This window comes from Methanosphaerula subterraneus, from assembly GCF_052055875.1.
In the GTDB taxonomy this organism is placed as follows: Archaea; Halobacteriota; Methanomicrobia; order Methanomicrobiales; family Methanospirillaceae; genus Methanosphaerula; species Methanosphaerula subterraneus.
The window spans coordinates 1,930,665-1,945,807 of the sequence record NZ_CP170508.1; the positions used below are offsets into that span (position 1 = coordinate 1,930,665).

General features: G+C 59.6%; 16 protein-coding genes. 4 read left to right on the top strand and 12 right to left on the bottom strand.

Going from position 1 to position 15,143, the window contains the following annotated elements:
• Positions 1–36 precede the first annotated feature (36 nt).
• From ACFKSJ_RS09300 to ACFKSJ_RS09310, 3 genes are read right to left on the bottom strand one after another with little or no spacing between them, the layout of a single operon-like run.
• A complete protein-coding gene (locus tag ACFKSJ_RS09300; protein ID WP_440949522.1) occupies positions 37–1,203 on the bottom strand; it encodes an aminotransferase class I/II-fold pyridoxal phosphate-dependent enzyme in 1,167 nt (388 codons plus the stop codon).
• Positions 1,204–1,212: 9 nt separating this feature from the next.
• Positions 1,213–1,704, bottom strand: coding sequence for an Lrp/AsnC family transcriptional regulator (locus ACFKSJ_RS09305; RefSeq protein ID WP_440949523.1), 492 nt, complete (start codon positions 1,702–1,704; stop codon positions 1,213–1,215).
• Between the two features lie 5 nt (positions 1,705–1,709).
• On the bottom strand, positions 1,710–3,005 hold the full coding sequence (locus ACFKSJ_RS09310; protein WP_440949524.1) for an ORC1-type DNA replication protein: 1,296 nt from the start codon (positions 3,003–3,005) through the stop codon (positions 1,710–1,712).
• A 688-nt stretch (positions 3,006–3,693) separates the two neighbouring features.
• On the opposite strand from ACFKSJ_RS09310, the gene ACFKSJ_RS09315 reads away from it, so the two are divergent.
• Entirely contained in the window at positions 3,694–4,182 is a 489-nt protein-coding gene (locus ACFKSJ_RS09315) for a MogA/MoaB family molybdenum cofactor biosynthesis protein (RefSeq protein ID WP_440949525.1), read from the top strand.
• On the opposite strand, the gene cgi121 is transcribed toward ACFKSJ_RS09315, so the two are convergent.
• The 9 genes from cgi121 to ACFKSJ_RS09360 form a co-directional block, all read right to left on the bottom strand.
• The gene (gene cgi121 / locus ACFKSJ_RS09320) at positions 4,183–4,692 is read right to left on the bottom strand and encodes a KEOPS complex subunit Cgi121 (RefSeq protein ID WP_440949526.1); all 510 of its coding nucleotides are present in this window, start codon (positions 4,690–4,692) and stop codon (positions 4,183–4,185) included.
• Complete coding sequence (locus ACFKSJ_RS09325) at positions 4,685–6,868, bottom strand: ATP-dependent DNA helicase (protein ID WP_440949527.1); 2,184 nt, start codon at positions 6,866–6,868, stop codon at positions 4,685–4,687. The genes cgi121 and ACFKSJ_RS09325 overlap by 8 nt, the downstream gene beginning before the upstream one ends.
• A gap of 132 nt (positions 6,869–7,000) precedes the next feature.
• Positions 7,001–7,540: a KH domain-containing protein gene (locus ACFKSJ_RS09330; RefSeq protein ID WP_440949528.1), complete on the bottom strand. Its 540-nt coding sequence runs from the start codon at positions 7,538–7,540 to the stop codon at positions 7,001–7,003.
• A gap of 18 nt (positions 7,541–7,558) precedes the next feature.
• Positions 7,559–8,344 (bottom strand): serine protein kinase RIO, encoded by a 786-nt coding sequence (locus tag ACFKSJ_RS09335; protein WP_440949529.1) that lies wholly within the window; start codon positions 8,342–8,344, stop codon positions 7,559–7,561.
• Positions 8,341–9,291, bottom strand: a complete 951-nt coding sequence (locus ACFKSJ_RS09340; RefSeq protein ID WP_440949530.1) for a tyrosine--tRNA ligase — start codon at positions 9,289–9,291, stop codon at positions 8,341–8,343. The genes ACFKSJ_RS09335 and ACFKSJ_RS09340 overlap by 4 nt, the downstream gene beginning before the upstream one ends.
• Positions 9,292–9,340: 49 nt before the next feature.
• Positions 9,341–10,363 (bottom strand): type II glyceraldehyde-3-phosphate dehydrogenase, encoded by a 1,023-nt coding sequence (locus tag ACFKSJ_RS09345; protein ID WP_440949531.1) that lies wholly within the window; start codon positions 10,361–10,363, stop codon positions 9,341–9,343.
• A gap of 99 nt (positions 10,364–10,462) precedes the next feature.
• Positions 10,463–10,690 (bottom strand): hypothetical protein, encoded by a 228-nt coding sequence (locus tag ACFKSJ_RS09350; RefSeq protein ID WP_440949532.1) that lies wholly within the window; start codon positions 10,688–10,690, stop codon positions 10,463–10,465.
• 42 nt (positions 10,691–10,732) lie between these two features.
• Positions 10,733–11,449, bottom strand: a complete 717-nt coding sequence (locus ACFKSJ_RS09355; protein WP_440949533.1) for a C39 family peptidase — start codon at positions 11,447–11,449, stop codon at positions 10,733–10,735.
• A gap of 65 nt (positions 11,450–11,514) precedes the next feature.
• Positions 11,515–12,009, bottom strand: a complete 495-nt coding sequence (locus ACFKSJ_RS09360) for a DUF367 family protein (RefSeq protein ID WP_440949534.1) — start codon at positions 12,007–12,009, stop codon at positions 11,515–11,517.
• Between the two features lie 31 nt (positions 12,010–12,040).
• Between ACFKSJ_RS09360 and ACFKSJ_RS09365 the strand changes: the two genes are divergently transcribed.
• The 3 genes from ACFKSJ_RS09365 to ACFKSJ_RS09375 all read left to right on the top strand — a co-directional run bounded on the left by ACFKSJ_RS09365 (position 12,041) and on the right by ACFKSJ_RS09375 (position 14,890).
• The gene (locus ACFKSJ_RS09365) at positions 12,041–12,919 is read left to right on the top strand and encodes a nucleoside 2-deoxyribosyltransferase (RefSeq protein WP_440949535.1); all 879 of its coding nucleotides are present in this window, start codon (positions 12,041–12,043) and stop codon (positions 12,917–12,919) included.
• Between the two features lie 127 nt (positions 12,920–13,046).
• Positions 13,047–14,243, top strand: coding sequence for an ammonium transporter (locus tag ACFKSJ_RS09370; protein ID WP_440949536.1), 1,197 nt, complete (start codon positions 13,047–13,049; stop codon positions 14,241–14,243).
• A gap of 239 nt (positions 14,244–14,482) precedes the next feature.
• Positions 14,483–14,890 carry a hypothetical protein gene (locus ACFKSJ_RS09375; protein WP_440949537.1) on the top strand — a complete coding sequence of 136 codons (408 nt, stop codon included), beginning with the start codon at positions 14,483–14,485 and terminating at the stop codon, positions 14,888–14,890.
• Positions 14,891–15,143: the final 253 nt, after the last annotated feature.

Here is a 15,143-nt window from a genome sequence, read left to right on the forward strand (position 1 = left end):
CCGGCAGAGGTTGTGCGAAAAAAGAGGAAAGACCGCTCAGGCCCGCTGGTGGGCTTCGATGAAGAGACCGATCCTTCTGACCGCTTCGGTCAGGTCCGGGCGTGAGACCGCGTACGCGCAGCGGATATGGCCGGCCCCGCCGGCCCCGAAGACCGAACCGGGGACGACGGCCACATGCTGCTCATGCAGCAGCTGCTCTGCGAAATCCTCGTCAGAGAGGCCGGTGGAGGCGATCGACGGGAACGCATAGAACGCACCCTCTGGGAGGTGACAGTGGAGGCCGATGTTGTTCAGCCCCTCGACGAAGAGGTTCCGCCGCTGGCGATACTCCTTGATCATCCCGTCCTTCTCCTCCTCTGCAGACCTGATAGCCTCGTTCGCCGCCACCTGTGCCATCACCGGGGCGCAGAGCATCACGTACTGGTGGATCTTGAGGGCCGCATCGCAGAGATCCTCGGGGGCGCAGAGGTACCCGAGCCGCCACCCGGTCATCGCATAGGCCTTGGAGAAACCGTTCAGCGTGATCGTCCGCTCCCAGAGGTCGCCGACCGTGGCCGGCGGGACATGCGTCCCTTCATAGGTCAGCTCGGCATAGACCTCGTCGCTGATCAGGATCAGGTCATGGTCGGTGACCAGGTCGGCGATCGCTTTGTAGTCTGACCTGGTCATCACGGCCCCGGTCGGGTTGGTCGGGAAGTTGATGATCAGGGCCTTGGACTTCTGTGTGATCGCCTCGGCGAGGATATCGGGGTTCAGCTTGAAGCGGTCTACCTCCCTGCACTCCACCGGCACCGGGACTCCACCGGTCAGGGTCACGCAGGGGGCGTACGAGACATAGCTCGGCTCTGCGATCAGCACCTCGTCGCCCGGGTCGACGATCGCCCGGACCGCGATATCGACCCCTTCACTCACCCCGGTGGTGATGACCATCTCCTGGTCGGGGTTGTACCGGAGGGCGTGCCTCTGCTCCATTCGTGCAGCGAGGGCCTCGCGGAGGGACTGGAGCCCCCGATTCGAGGTGTACGAGGTCTTCCCCTGCTCGATCGAATAGATCGAGGCCTCGCAGATGTTCCAGGGGGTCACAAAGTCGGGCTCGCCGACCCCAAGCGAGATCACCTCGTCCATTGTCTGGACGATGTCAAAGAACTTCCTGATCCCCGAGGGGGGGATCACCCGGGCCCGTTCAGATATCCGATTCTTCATATCGACGCCTCAGAACGAGAACGGGATCCGGTCGTCGGTCTCGCGGGTGAAGAGAACAGTGCCGTTCTCTTTGTACGACTTCATGATGATATGCGTCGCCGTCTCACGGATCTGATCCATCGTCGCGATCCGTTCGGAGACGAACCGGGCCACCTCCTGCATATTCCTGCCGGTCACCTGGAGCTGCAGATCATAGGTGCCGGTGATCAGCCGCATCGACCGGACCTGCTTGAACCGAGAGATCCGCTCTGCCAGCCGGTCGTACCCGAAGTCTCGCTCAGGGCTGACTTTCAGCTCAATGATCGCAGAAACCTCGCCGTTGCCGGTCCGTTCCCAGTCGATCACCGCCGAGTACTTCCTGATCACCCCGACCTCTTCAAGGGCCTTCATCCGGGCGGTGACCTCCTCTGCTGTTGTTTCGAGCATCGTTGCAAGTTCTTCCACTGCTATCCTGCTGTCCTCCTCCAGCAGATGGAGGAGGTCACGGTCTGTCTGGTCCATGATAATCACCTAAATGTCTGTTTCAGCCAGGTGCGATCCATCTGTCCGAGCCCCTGTTCCGTGAGCCGCGGGTCCTTCTGGATCACCTCCTGGATCTTGGTCGAGTTTGCATCGAACCACATCTCTTTGGTCCGGCCGTACCTGCCGCGGGAGACCACCCGGGTGTTGATCACCCCGAGCATGTTCAGCTCTGAGATCAGGTCGGTGATCCGCCGGTTGGTCAAGACATCGAGCTCCAGATGGCAGGCCAGCTCCTGATAGACCCTGCAGACCTCCCCACTGGTGAAGATCAGATGCCCGAGCTGTTCAAGGAGGAGCATCGAGTAGAGCACCACCTTGGACTGCGTCGGCAGGGTCGAGATACACTCGATCATCGAGTCGGTCTCGATCTTGGCCTGCGCACTCTTGACATGGCTCTCGGCCACCTTATCAGCCTCCTCGCGCTCGGCGAGCTCGCCGGAGATCCGAAGCAGGTCGAGTGCACGGCGTGCATCACCGTGCTCCTGGGCGGCCAAGGCCGCACAGAGCGGGATCACCCCTTCATCGAGCGCCTCGAGGACGAAAGCCTTCTCGGCACGCTGCTGGAGAATGTCGCAGAGCTGCGGGGCATTGTACGGGGGAAAGACGATCTCCTCCTCTGAGAGAGAGGAGAGGACCCGCGGGTCCAGAAAATCCTTAAAGCTGAGATCGTTGGAGATGCCGATGATACAGACCCGGGAGCTGTGGAGATCAGAGTTGATCCTGGTCAGGTTGTAGAGGGTGTCGTCCCCGCTCTTCTTGACCAGCTTGTCGATCTCATCGAGGACGATCACCAGCACACCGCCGCGTGCCTCGAGCTGGTTCTTGAGCTCCATATACACCTGGTCGGTCGGCCACCCGGTCATCGGAATATGGGGTCTGAGCTTGTCCGAAGGGGTCGCATCAGGCCTCTCGATATCTTTGGCGATCTGAGCCAGCACCCGGTACTGGGTGTCGATCACTTCACAGTTGATATGTACCACCGCACAGGTGGCCACATTCTGACTGGATGCATTTTCAAGCTCTGAACCCACATATCGGACACTTGCGGTTTTCCCGGTGCCGGTTTTTCCATAGATCAGAATGTTTGAGGGGGTCTCGTTACGAAGGGAGGGTGCCAGAATGGAGGCGATCTCATCGATCTGGGGCATACGGTGAGGCAGGATATGAGGGCGGTACGAATGCCTGAGAACCTCCCTGTTCTTGAAAATTTTATTCCGATCAGTCAGATACTTCTTGAAAAGCCCCATTGATCTGGTCTGATCGCATTCTTCTTCAGGCATCTCGTTCACTGGAATCTGTACATTAGCTATCTGTTTCTATTAAGATGATCCCTTTTCACCTGATCACTGATCGATACCCCTTTGTTTCCAGTGGAGATCTCTTCTGCTCAGTCTGAGGGGAGCGTTTCATCCAATCGGCGTTCTGAAATTTATATACCCCCTCTTTTCCACTGGAGAATCGGTGAGATCAGGATTCTGTCTGGAAACGATCTCATAATCTCCAATGTTCGAGTTCGGCTTTGAAGATCAACTGGTCGTTGGTGCTGAATTGGATGTCTGGATGTAAAAAAGCAAAAAAATGTACCCCCACCCCATGGTTTCCTATGGAACATGAGAATACGAGATGAACTCTCTCCTCCTCTAAACATAGAATACGAGCATTGTGTAATTATACTCTTAATACTATAAATAATGATCCAGATGTAACACAGCACCGGTTGACCATGTTTGGTACTGTCAAAAGAGGCGACCAGACTCCATCTCCAGATGGTGCACCGAAGGTGGAGAAGCTCCAGTGGAAATAAAGGGGTAGGTCCCTTTCTACAAAGAACTGCCTGATTTTCGTTGCGATCACCAGATTTCAGATCCATCATCAAGAAGAAACTCTTATCTGAACTTTAATTATTTCCCATGGAAAGAGATCGATGGAAATAAAACCTTAATACCCTCCGACTACGAGAGTTAGAAGATGGATTCTGAACATATCAAAGAGGTGACGATCGAAGCAGCGGTGATCACGGTGTCGACTACACGGGACAGTGTCTCAGACTCCAGTGGCGCCCTGATCAGGGATCTGCTGACCCAGGCAGGGATCAGGATCTCCTATTATGCAGTGATCCCTGATCAGATTCCCCAGATCCGAGGGGAGTTCTTCACTGCTCTCAAAAAAGCCAACTGTATCATCTTCAATGGGGGCACAGGACTCACCCATGATGACTGCACCATCGAAGCGATCGCTCCGTTGCTTGAGAAGAGGATGGATGGATTCGGAGAGATCTTCCGGCATCTCAGTTTGGAACAGGTCGGGACCGCAGCCATCCTCTCTCGTGCTCTTGCCGGGGTCACCTGCGGAAAGGCGATCTTCTGTATTCCAGGGTCGAACGGAGCGGTCACGCTGGCGACCTCAGAACTGATCATCCCGCAGATCCGGCATATCGTCACCCATGCGATGCGCTGATCAGCGGTATACTTCGAGGAGGGCGACCCGTTCGAGGACCAGCTCGCCCAGCCGGTCTTCACCGACCACGCCCAGTTCTGCTCTGGTGATCGAGAAGAGGTCCATCAGCCGGGCCTGCTTCTCCGGGGAGATCGTCTCCTCTCGGTCTGGTGTCATGGTCAGGTGTGCAGAGAGCGCATTCCATGCCTCCAGCACCTCGGGGCAGAGGCAGACATAACAGTGGTTCTCTCCCTTATGAATCCCGAACTCTCTCCCCACCGTGCACTGCCGTGAGCCGGCGGCATAGAGGAGTGCCTCCATCTCGAACGTCCGGGCGATCATCCGCTGCTCCCTGCAGGAACGGGCTGCATGGGCGAGAGCTGCCTCTGCATGCCTCCTGCCGGCCATTTGGTCCTGGTCGAAGAGGATGATGTGGGTCGAATTTTTTTCGGCGATCGCCCGGATGGCGACGAGCAGGTCAGCGGGATCCTCGACCGTCACTACGGCCGATCGTATGCCACAGTCACTCATCGCAGCCACCAAATCCAAAGAGCGAGGTCTGTGCTTTTTTCATCTGTTCAGATGATCCCTGGAGATCGTCCTTCCGTTCCTTCGTCTGCTTCTCATCGAACTGTGAAAAGAGGGACTTCGCAACCCCTGATCCGAGGATCGAGCTGATCCTGTCGAATCCGGCCTCCTGCAGTGCAGCAGGATCGGTGATCCCGTTGTTGAAGAGCCGGCGGGCGCGGACCCGCCCGATTCCTTTCAGCCTGACCAGCGGCAGCAGCTCGCGCCGGATCCCCTGAGAAGTGCAGATTTCAAGCTCCCGCACCGCCGGCGCCAGGTCCTCCCTGAACATCGCAGCCAGCCGGGCTGCGGCATGGATCAGCCAGGTCACATTGGTGACCGCCGCATAGAGGTCGCCGGGACCAACATCGTACCGCTCGCAGATGATCGCCTCGGGCACCTCGTCGGTATAGTCGGAGAGGAGCATCGCGGTCTTCACCGAGCGGTAGAACTGCTCGCGGTCCTCCCAGGGAACCTGCTGCCAGAGGTCGTCCCCGTGTTCATACAGGAACTTATCCAGGTACTGGAGGTCTTTGCTCTTCAGGTACAGGGCCGGCATGTCTGAGGTGCTGCAGACCACCTGCAACAGGGCTCGGTCGGAGTATCCGTCGGCCTGCAGCATCGCCCCGGAGATCGCCTCGGCGCTGAGCGGGTCGATGTATAGTCTTGAGACGAGCGCCCCGTACTCGGTCGCCTGCAGCAGGTCGCCGATCTCGGTGATCATCTCGGTCTCTGCCAGAAATTCGAGGGACTGGTCGACGATCGTATCTAGGGCTTTGGTGCTGGCATGGGTAAACCCGTAGAAGGTCTGGACCAGAAACCGGCTGAGGGCCTCCCGGTCCGCGGCGAACCCCGTCGCGATCAGCGAGAGGAGGTGCGAACAGAGAGCGCCCGACCGGGTGCACTGGGAGACGACCGGTTCGGCAGGGGCGTCGATGTAGCGCTCGAAGAGTTCCTCGATCGACTGCTCGTTCTTGGCGATCATCACGGCCTCGCCGTACGGGTCCAGGTGCGGCCGCCCGGCTCTGCCGGCCATCTGATGATACTCGCCGACCGGGATCGGGGCCATCCCCTCAGCCCCGGAGAACCGCAGCAGGTCCCTGATGATCACCCTTCTCGCCGGCAGGTTCAGTCCGGCTGCAAGGGTGGGGGTCGAGGAGATGCACCGGATCTCGCCCTTGAGGAACCCCTCCTCGATCAGCTCCCGGAACTCGCGCCTGAGGCCGGCATGGTGGAAAGCCGATCCGGTGGCGATGCAGGCCGCGAGCACCTTCTCCTGGTCGGTGGTGGCCGATTCGAGGATCCGGGCCGCGTACTCCTCCAGAACAGGACTCTTCACCCTCTTCTTGAACGCGGCGGCGGCCCTCTTCGCGAACCCCTCGGCGTTCCGCCGGGAGTTGACGAAGACCAGGCACTGCCCGCCCTCCTCGATCGTATCGATGCAGAGGTTCAAGTCCTCGGTCTTGGAGGGCTCTGCCACCTCCCGCTCGCCCTGGTGGAAGTGGATCTTCCCCCGGAAGAAGACCCCCTGCCGGAGGTCCACCGGCCGCCACTCGCTGGTGACGAGCCCGGCCCCGAACCAGTCAGCCAGTTTCTTCGGGTTCCCGATGGTGGCTGAGAGGGCGATCACCTGCAGGTCCGGGATTCTGTACCGGAGCTTGGTGATCACCATCTCCAGCGTGGGGCCGCGGTCGGGCGACGCGATCAGGTGGACCTCGTCCACGACCAGCAGTGTCACCTCCCGGAGCCATGGGGTTCTGTTCCGGAGGAGCGAGTCGACCTTCTCAGAGGTGGCGATGATGATATCGTTGGCACCCAAAAATTCGTCGCGCCGGTCGAGATCTCCGGTGGAGATCCCGACCTTCACCCCCTTCCCTGAGAACTCCCGAAACTTCTCGCCAGCCAGCGCTCTGAGCGGTACGATATACAGACATTTCCCGCCATTGGCGACCTGGGCATGCATGGCCAGCTCGGCGACCAGCGTCTTGCCGCTCGCGGTCGGTATCGCCACGAGCAGACTCTTCCCGGAGAAGATCCCTTCGTCGACGCAGGCGGCCTGTGGAGGGTAAAGGTCGGTGATTCCCTTCTCTTCACAGTATGCTATGAGCGGCGCGGGCACCGGCAATGATGCTATCTTCATCAGAACCCCTTTAAATCCACTGCAATTACTTCAAATACCAGTTCGCTGATCGAATAAACCTCAAAAATTACGCTTCTCTCTCCAGTGGAAATAAAGCATAAATTGGGGTGGGATCCGGATATCTGGTCCGGATCAGTAGTAGTAACTGAGCATGTCCTGCTTCAGTTCCTTCTTCTTGCGATCCAGAAAGGCGAAGACGCTCTCATGCGGGATGCCCTTGATCAGCATCTCGATCCCGGCACGGGCGTTCCTGACCTGGTCAGGCAGCCCGATGATCGCCACCGTCTTCCCGTAGACCGAGAGGTAGGTACTGGTCATCGTCTCGATCTGTTCGCGGGAACTCCCGTCCCTGCCGATGATCCGTCCCCGCAGCCGGTCCAGCTGCCGCTGCGTATCTCCGGTCGATGAGAGCTCGATCACATCGAGGATCATGTCCTCGTCATCGAGGAGGGTGAACGCATGCGCTGGTGAAAAACCCCGGTTGATCGCCCTGACCACTTCGCTGGCCAGCAGCACGCCGACTGCGTCCTCACCCTCGATCTTCACCATCCCCTCCTCGCTGTCGACGGTGATGGATGAGGAGGTCCGCTCCTCGAGCTCCCGCTTGGTCGCCCCTGCTTTTCCGATCAGAACCCCGACTCTGTTCCCTGCAATCTTTGTCTCCTGCATCATCGTCTTCTTTCTCCTCTGTTATGGTTCATAGTCGCTGCTGATTCCGGTGACCGCGGTGAAGATCTCTCTCTCCTCCATCACCTCAGTCTTTGTTCTGAAGAACCTGTTGATATTCTGGATATCCCTGACCAGGAACCGCAGCGCCTGCGGGTGATCGAGGGTGACCGACTGGCCCATATCTATCATGTACACCTGATCCCCGTACAGGATATTATATTCGCTTAAATCTGCATGAACCAGTTTGGCACTGGTGTACAACGTCTTGATGTAGCCGATGATCGTCTCGTAGGTGGCGGCCGGATCCTCCATGGTCGCGTTCCGGAGCTGGGGATAGGGCTGTTCATCTTTGCCGAGGAACCCGATCAGCAGGATGTTCCGATCCCAGATCAACGGTTTCGGGACCGGGATTCCGGCCTCGGCGGCCCTTTTCAGGTTTGAAAACTCCTTCTTCGCCCAGGCGAAGATCAGGGCTTTGCGCGAGGAGCCGATCCCGGAGAACCGCCGATCCCCGGTCATGTACACCCCCATCGTCGTGAAGTTCGCGGACCTGACCCGGTAGATCTTCAGGGCGATCGGTTCCCCGTCATGCTCGGCATAGAAGACGTTCGCTTCCTTGCCAGTGCTGATCGCGCCCCCGATCACCGAGAGGTGCTTCTTGTGGACCAGTTTGTACAGGGCGAGCAGTGTCACCTCGTCGAAGACATCGTCCCGTACCTTGAACTGGTTGGCGTCCTTGACCCGGACGCCCATCGCAGCGATCTCATCGTCGAAACGGTCCTGCAGATCGTCGCGGTGGGTGATCACGGGTGGGACTCCAGATACTCGCGGACAGGCCTGAGCAGATCGACCATGTACTCGCCGGCCGCCTTCTTCAGGTCGGCCGGATGGATGGCCCCGGACCCGTAGGCTTCGCTGAGCGCCTCGTACGAGGCGAAGGTCAGGTCGCCACCGAACTTCTCCGGCCGGTGAAGGGTAATCTCCCCAAACCTCGGGAAGAGGTGGTACTGGAGCATCTGGAGCACCGGGTTCTCCTCGGTCTCCTTGGGACAGTAAGCCTTGTTCATCTTCTTTCTTATCGTGTCCTCATCCTCAGCGACGGATATATAGTTTTTCTGCGACGAGGACATCTTCTTTCCGTCGAGCCCGTTCAGGATCGGGGTGTGCAGGCAGACCGGGGTCGGGTAGCCGTGGCCGGCCAGGTACTCCCGTGCCAGCATGTGGATCTTCCGCTGGTCGATCCCGCCGACCGCGGCGTCGACCCCGAGGGTTGCGATGTCGGTGATCTGCATGATCGGGTAGACCATCTGCGAGACGGTCGGGTGCTCCATCTGCCGACCAACCTCGTCCATCGAGCGGGTGGCCCGGTTCAGGGTGACCTCCTGGGAGAGCTTCAGCATCAGCAGTTCGTACTCCGGGGAGAGTTGTAGGTCCGAGCCGAGCACATAGGTGACATCGACCAGACCGAGCCCTTCAAAGCACTTTTTGTTGTACTCTGCCAGGGCCCGCACCTCCTCCATTGTCCCCTTCCGATTCAGGAAGGCATGCAGATCCGCCAGCAGTACCACGACCTCAAAGCCGGCCTTCTGCATGTCAAGCAGCTTGTTGACGGTCACCAGGTGGCCGAGGTGGACCTCGCCGCTCGGTTCGTACCCGGCATAGACCTTCGGCCTCGGCTTCTTCAGCAGTGCCGAAAGCTCTTCGTCGGTGACAACCTCCACGGTGTTCCGTGTCACAAGCGAGTATGGATCCATAGAAAAAGAATGGGTGGGGAGAGGCTTAATAGGTTATTCAACCCCCGGATCAGATCGCCGTGAACCCGAGGGCCTTGTTGGTGATCGCGATCGAGGTCTCGGCATCCTTCACCTCGCCGATCATCGCCCTGATCGCATCGACGTTCTCGACGACCACATCGGCTTCCTGATGGATCGCCTGATACAGGCAGACCTCATGCCCGTCCACCACCGAGACCGAGTCCTCGAAGATCCCGTTCTCCCAGAGGTCGGCCCTGGACCTGCCCAGATCCTGCATGTACTCCTTGAGCTGGGCAGTGCTGGTGATCCCGGTTGCAGGGCGCACAAGCCCGAGCCTGGAGTGTCCCTCGATCAGGGCGAGTACCCCTTCCCGGTCTGCTTCCTTCTCGGTCTCGATCATTACGACATGCATATGCATGAAGGTGGTCGGGACGATCAGGGCTGCCGTGGTGATGGCGATCTTCGGAAGGACGCTCTGGACATCAGGACCATGGTGGCTTGGCACTGTCACCGGGTCGAGGACGATCGCGTCGACAGGTCCGCGCTTGATCTCGCCCGGGTCCGATGCACGCCGGATCATCGTGGCCCGGACCTTCTTCACCCCGTAGGCGGTGTCGATCACGTGGATGATCCTGCAGAGGCCAGTGGTGTTGCAGGAGACGACCCGGACGAACTGCCGGCCGATCGCCTCGGCATAGTTGCAGGAGGAGTTGAACGAGAAACCGGTCAGGGGGTGCTTCTCGCCGCCCTGGTAGATCGCACGCACGCCGAGCTTCTCGTAGAGCGGCTTATTCTTGACGCCGACCCCGCCGGGGGTTGCATCCACCACCACGTCGGCCTTGGTCAGCATCTCCTCGACAGAGCCGGCGACCCGGATCCCTGCCTTTTCAAAGTCGGGCTTTCTGCCGATATCGGCGATATACAGCGGGTATCCACGGCTCTGGGCGACGAAGGCCTCGGCACTCGGGGAGGTCTTGGAGACTCCGATGATCTCCATGTCCGGCTGAGCGGCGACGGCGTCAGCGACACGTTTCCCGATGGTGCCGTATCCATTGATGGCGACTTTGATCATGCAAGTAAGATTGGCATCGATTATTTAAAGGTATGTGCCCCGGCGGGCTCTCCCTTCAGAGCTGTTTCACGCTGGTCTGCCAGCACTCCGTGCCGCCGATCAGGTCCAGGTCCTGATCACTGGTCGTGCAGACGATCTTTGGGGTCTGGAACACGGCACGATAGAGGACCGCATCACCCGGTCGGGCAGGACTGGAATGTCGACGTTCTTCTGGATGATGTGGTGGTACTGGTGGAGGTTGCCGAAGTAATACGCCTTGAACTGGTGTCGTTCATCATTGGTGGCATTGAAGGACCGGTCGGCCATGGCTGTACGGGGGGTGTCCATGATGGACCAGCAGATCTTCTCAGCCTGCCTGTAGGGGCTGGTCTATGAGGAGGGGGTTTCGTTCGCCCTGTATTGTGGAACACTCGTAGGCCAGGACTCCGGCCCGACGACGGCCGGCCGGCCGGTCGCGGGTGTCCCCCTAATGAAGACCCCGACGTGCTGGTACTTCTCGTCATCCGACAGGGCTGTCAGTTCCCCCTCGTAGTCATGCCAGGACGCCACGAACTCGTCGCGGTTCATCGAGAGCCTGGACCCGAGTATCGCCGGGTCTTCAAAGGTCACATTCCGGTCGTCGATCCCGATCACCACCATGTAGTGGCCGGCTGTCCAGGTCTCGTTCCAGGTCTTGTTCCCATCCCTGAACCGCTGGGAGTTGGTGATCACCGGCACGCCCCGTCTGATCGACTCCTCCAGGTCGGCCAGGGTCAGGTTCGCCTTCCATTCGGCCTTCAGTCCGAGTTCCTCGGCGACCCTCACCATATCCCAGGGGTAGGTGCCGTGCCCGGGGGTGGTGTTGAGCATCCCCCGGAGGTCGGACTCGAAGGAGTCGATGCCATAATAACTGAGGACGGCCTGCGTCGACCCGGCCCCGCAGGAGTAATATTCGGCCTGCCGGACATCCGGGACGGAGGTGAGCATAACCGGGGTGGTGTTGGTGGTCGTTGCCGTGGCCTTCTGATCGGCGATGCAGCCGGAGGCGAGGACGGTGATCGCGATCAGCAGCAGGGTGAATAGGAGGGATATGGGTTTTGCTCTCATGGTTCGTCTCCGGAAGCGTATCGTATGATATTATCGGTATTTGATATCTTCAATGTTCTGCCGGTTCAGACCAGGTATGTGGCCTGGATTGCCACCACCTCGGCCGAGTCCTTCGCAGCGGCGTACAGGTTGAGCGGCTCCTGATTCACCTCTAGGAACCGGATCCCCCAGCTGATCTTGGCGAGAACCGCCCTGGCCTGATCCTGCTCGCCCATGATGTACAGGGCTGCGGCTATCGCCTCCACCGAGGTGAGCCGGAACGGCCTTCCGAAGTTCACCGGGTTGGCTGCGACCAGGAACGGGAGGGCCCGGTGGATCCGGAAGGAGGCGAACGCCCCGGTGTCGAGCACCTCCCAGGAGCAGTCGAGTGCCGTGATCGACCTGACCGTTCTGTCGGCAGGAGAGAGGGCCTGCTCTGCGGTTGGGTCGAGGATCAGGGTGCTCCGGGGGATCGCAGGGATGGTGGTGACGATCTTGATCAGCCCGAACTTCTCGAGCTTCTTGACGGTGCACTTCCTCGGGTCGCACGAGTTGTCCCTGTACGCATAGAGAGGGATCATCTATCTTCTGTGGGCATCCAACTGTCTAATAATGTACGTGCTGGTCTGCCCCTGTATCCTCGATCCCTCCCTCCGTGCACGTGGAATCACTGATGAGGAGGCTCTCTCGCGGTTTATGAAGGTCCGGGCGCGATGCGAGACGCTCAGAATCGAGATGGTCCCCCTTCCCTGCCCTGAGGCGATCCACCTCGGTCGGGACCGTGAGCCGGGGACGTTTCTGGAACGGCTCGATACGCCGGCGTTCACGGCCCTGTTGGACCGGCTGGAGGAGGAGGTTCAGGCCCTGATCGCGGTTCGGGGCCCCCCGCTCTGCATCGTCGGGGTGAACTCTTCACCGACCTGCGGAGTGGACAGGACCTACTATGGCGGCGATCCGCCAAAGCGGCCGGGCCCCGGGGTCTGGCTGGCCCGGTTTCCTGAGATCCCGGTCTTTGATGTTACCTCTTTCGGGCGGTACCGCGTCTACCTGGCCGCCCCACTCTTCTCTGAGGGCGAGCGGGTGTACAACCGGCTGATCCGGGACCAGCTGGTCAGGGCCGGCCAGGAGGTCCACCTTCCGCAGGAGATCGGCGACGACCTCTCGTCGCGTGACCTGGGGACCACCAGGGCGATCTTTTCAGAGAACCTGGCCGCCCTCTGTGAGTCTGACCTCGTCGTCGCGGTGATCGACGGGGCTGATGCCGACTCCGGGACAGCTTGGGAGATCGGGTTTGCGTATGCCCGTGGGATTCCGGTGATCGCGCTCCGGACCGACTTCCGGTTGGTCGGGGCCGATGAACGGGTGAACTTGATGCTCGAGCAATCTGCGGTGGTGGTGACCGATCGTGAAAGTCTGATCCGTCACCTTCCCTCGCCCCTCGGTCCCTCATCCGATCCTGGTGAGGGCGCAGGGGTCTGTTCAACACTATAAATACGTACAGCGCCAACCCTGATGAGAGAACTACATTTATCTCAAAAGGGAAGGAAGTGGTCTTCTATGGAAATCAGAACCGGGTGTGTGTGGCGAAGCGGAGAGGGGTCTCTGAAGGGGGTAATGGATGGCGCTTGATACCGGCACCACGGCATGGCTGCTGATCGCAACGGCGCTCGTGATGTTCATGACCCCGGGGGTCGGTCTCTTCTACGGCGGGATGGTCAGGCGGAAGAACTTCATCTCGATGATCGCCCTCTCGTTCATTGCCCTGGCGCTGGTGAGTGTGCAGTGGACCTTTATCGGGTACTCGCTCGCGTTCGGGCCTGACATCGGCGGGGTGATCGGCGGACTGCAGTTTATGGGGCTGCACGGGGTCGGCCTCGACCCCGGCACCGGCACCTACCCTCCAATCCTTTTTGCGGCCTTCCAGCTCACCTTTGCCGCGGTCACGCTGGCTGTTATCACCTCGGCCTGTGCCGAGCGGGTGAAGCTCACATCGTTCATCGTACTGGCCCTGCTCTGGACCACGCTGGTATATGACCCCGTGGCCCACTGGGCCTGGGGCGGCGGTTGGGCACAGACACTCGGCTCGCTCGACTTCGCGGGCGGCACGGTCGTCGAGATCACCTCCGGATTCAGCGCCCTCGCGCTGGCGTTTGTGATCGGGAAAAGGGTCGGGTTTGGTGAGTACTCGATGGAGCCGCACAACATCCCGATGGCTCTGCTCGGGGCTTCGATCCTCTGGTTCGGCTGGTTCGGGTTCAACGCCGGGTCGGCCCTGGCGGCCGATGGGATAGCCGCCAACGCGTTCATGGTCACCAACACCGCGGCCGCGGTCGGTGCCCTGGCCTGGCTCTTCACCTCATGGATCCACGGCCGCCCCTCCTCGCTCGGGATGGTGACCGGGGCAGTGGCCGGGCTGGTCGCCATCACCCCTGCCGCAGGTTATGTCGACTCAATTGCCGCCGTGGTGATCGGTGGGGTGGCCGGGGTGCTCTGCTACAAGGCGATGCTCTTCCGGATCAATATCGGTTACGACGAGTCCCTGGATGCCTGGGCAGTTCATGGGGTCGGTGGCCTATGGGGGATGCTCGCAACCGGGATCTTCGCCACAACTGCGGTGAACCGGTACCCCGGGCTGCTGGAGGGGAACATCGACCAGTTCCTTCATAATGCGCTCGCTGCCGGGGTGGTGCTCGTCTATGCCTTTGTGGCCAGTTATCTGATCGGCCTGGTAGTGGACAGAACGATGGGGCTCCGGGTCTCTGAGGAGGAGGAGTATGTCGGTCTTGACATCTCCCAGCATGGGGAACGGATCTGATAGAACCCCTCCCCTTCCTGTGGAGTTGTTCCGGCCAGAATGAACCGGACTTATCACATCTCTACCGGTCACGCTGCTGCTGTCCAGACTCCTCGTCGAGTGGTGTTGGAATCTTGTGGGAGAGGACTGGATGCACCGTCTGATCTTCGGGGTCTGTTGATGACCACGATCTCGCTCCTGATCCCGTTCTGAACTAGAAATCAGCAGATTTTTACGCTCTCTGGACGACAGCTGATACTGTGAAGATAGTGAAGGGGCGTACGCAGCTGCTCGGCGTCGCCGGGGGGCTGATGCTGGTCATCGGGTGTTTCTCGCCGGTTATGAGTACGCCGATGGGATCGATCACGATGATGTTTGCCGGGAATACGCTCGGCAGGGTCCTGTTGATCATTGCGATCGTCTCGCTGGTGTTGACGGTCCTTGGGCAGTACAGGTACCTACTGGTCACCGGTCTTGCCTCGCTGGGGGTGACAGGGTATGAACTCTACCAGTTTCAGACCCAGATCGGGCAGTTAAAGACCGGTGGAGTCGCCAGTGCCGTCGCCCAGACACTGGCTCAGTCCGTCCAGTTCTCATGGGGCTGGGTACCGCTCTTTCTTGGTGCCCTGCTGATCATGCTCTCCGGAGCGCTCGGGTACCGGCGCTGATTCACTCTCCTGATTTTTTTCGTACTGCTGCTGGCCGGCTCCATCTTCAATCATAGGCTTAGAATCTCTTCTCGCTTTAGTAGCCCTGATCCCTGTTCTGTACGTCTGATCAGTACACCAGATCATGGTCTACATAGTTAAATCTATATACCTAGGAAGTTAACTTCCTTCCATCAAAGGTTGATCCAACCTTTGAACTCCAACGTAGAGATCAGGCTTATAATGCCTGATGTCATTACGCATCACATTCACC

Excerpts from the sequence above, each read along its gene's own strand:
- ACFKSJ_RS09350 (WP_440949532.1), bottom strand. The coding sequence starts at position 10,690 with ATGGACACCCCCCGTACAGCCATGGCCGACCGGTCCTTCAATGCCACC.
- ACFKSJ_RS09300 (WP_440949522.1), bottom strand. The coding sequence starts at position 1,203 with ATGAAGAATCGGATATCTGAACGGGCCCGGGTGATCCCCCCCTCGGGG.
- ACFKSJ_RS09340 (WP_440949530.1), bottom strand. The coding sequence starts at position 9,291 with ATGGATCCATACTCGCTTGTGACACGGAACACCGTGGAGGTTGTCACC.
- ACFKSJ_RS09315 (WP_440949525.1), top strand. The coding sequence starts at position 3,694 with ATGGATTCTGAACATATCAAAGAGGTGACGATCGAAGCAGCGGTGATC.
- ACFKSJ_RS09355 (WP_440949533.1), bottom strand. The coding sequence starts at position 11,449 with ATGAGAGCAAAACCCATATCCCTCCTATTCACCCTGCTGCTGATCGCG.
- ACFKSJ_RS09370 (WP_440949536.1), top strand. The coding sequence starts at position 13,047 with ATGGCGCTTGATACCGGCACCACGGCATGGCTGCTGATCGCAACGGCG.
- ACFKSJ_RS09305 (WP_440949523.1), bottom strand. The coding sequence starts at position 1,704 with ATGGACCAGACAGACCGTGACCTCCTCCATCTGCTGGAGGAGGACAGC.
- ACFKSJ_RS09345 (WP_440949531.1), bottom strand. The coding sequence starts at position 10,363 with ATGATCAAAGTCGCCATCAATGGATACGGCACCATCGGGAAACGTGTC.
- ACFKSJ_RS09310 (WP_440949524.1), bottom strand. The coding sequence starts at position 3,005 with ATGCCTGAAGAAGAATGCGATCAGACCAGATCAATGGGGCTTTTCAAG.
- ACFKSJ_RS09360 (WP_440949534.1), bottom strand. The coding sequence starts at position 12,009 with ATGATCCCTCTCTATGCGTACAGGGACAACTCGTGCGACCCGAGGAAG.
- ACFKSJ_RS09325 (WP_440949527.1), bottom strand. The coding sequence starts at position 6,868 with ATGAAGATAGCATCATTGCCGGTGCCCGCGCCGCTCATAGCATACTGT.
- cgi121 (WP_440949526.1), bottom strand. The coding sequence starts at position 4,692 with ATGAGTGACTGTGGCATACGATCGGCCGTAGTGACGGTCGAGGATCCC.
- ACFKSJ_RS09330 (WP_440949528.1), bottom strand. The coding sequence starts at position 7,540 with ATGATGCAGGAGACAAAGATTGCAGGGAACAGAGTCGGGGTTCTGATC.
- ACFKSJ_RS09365 (WP_440949535.1), top strand. The coding sequence starts at position 12,041 with ATGTACGTGCTGGTCTGCCCCTGTATCCTCGATCCCTCCCTCCGTGCA.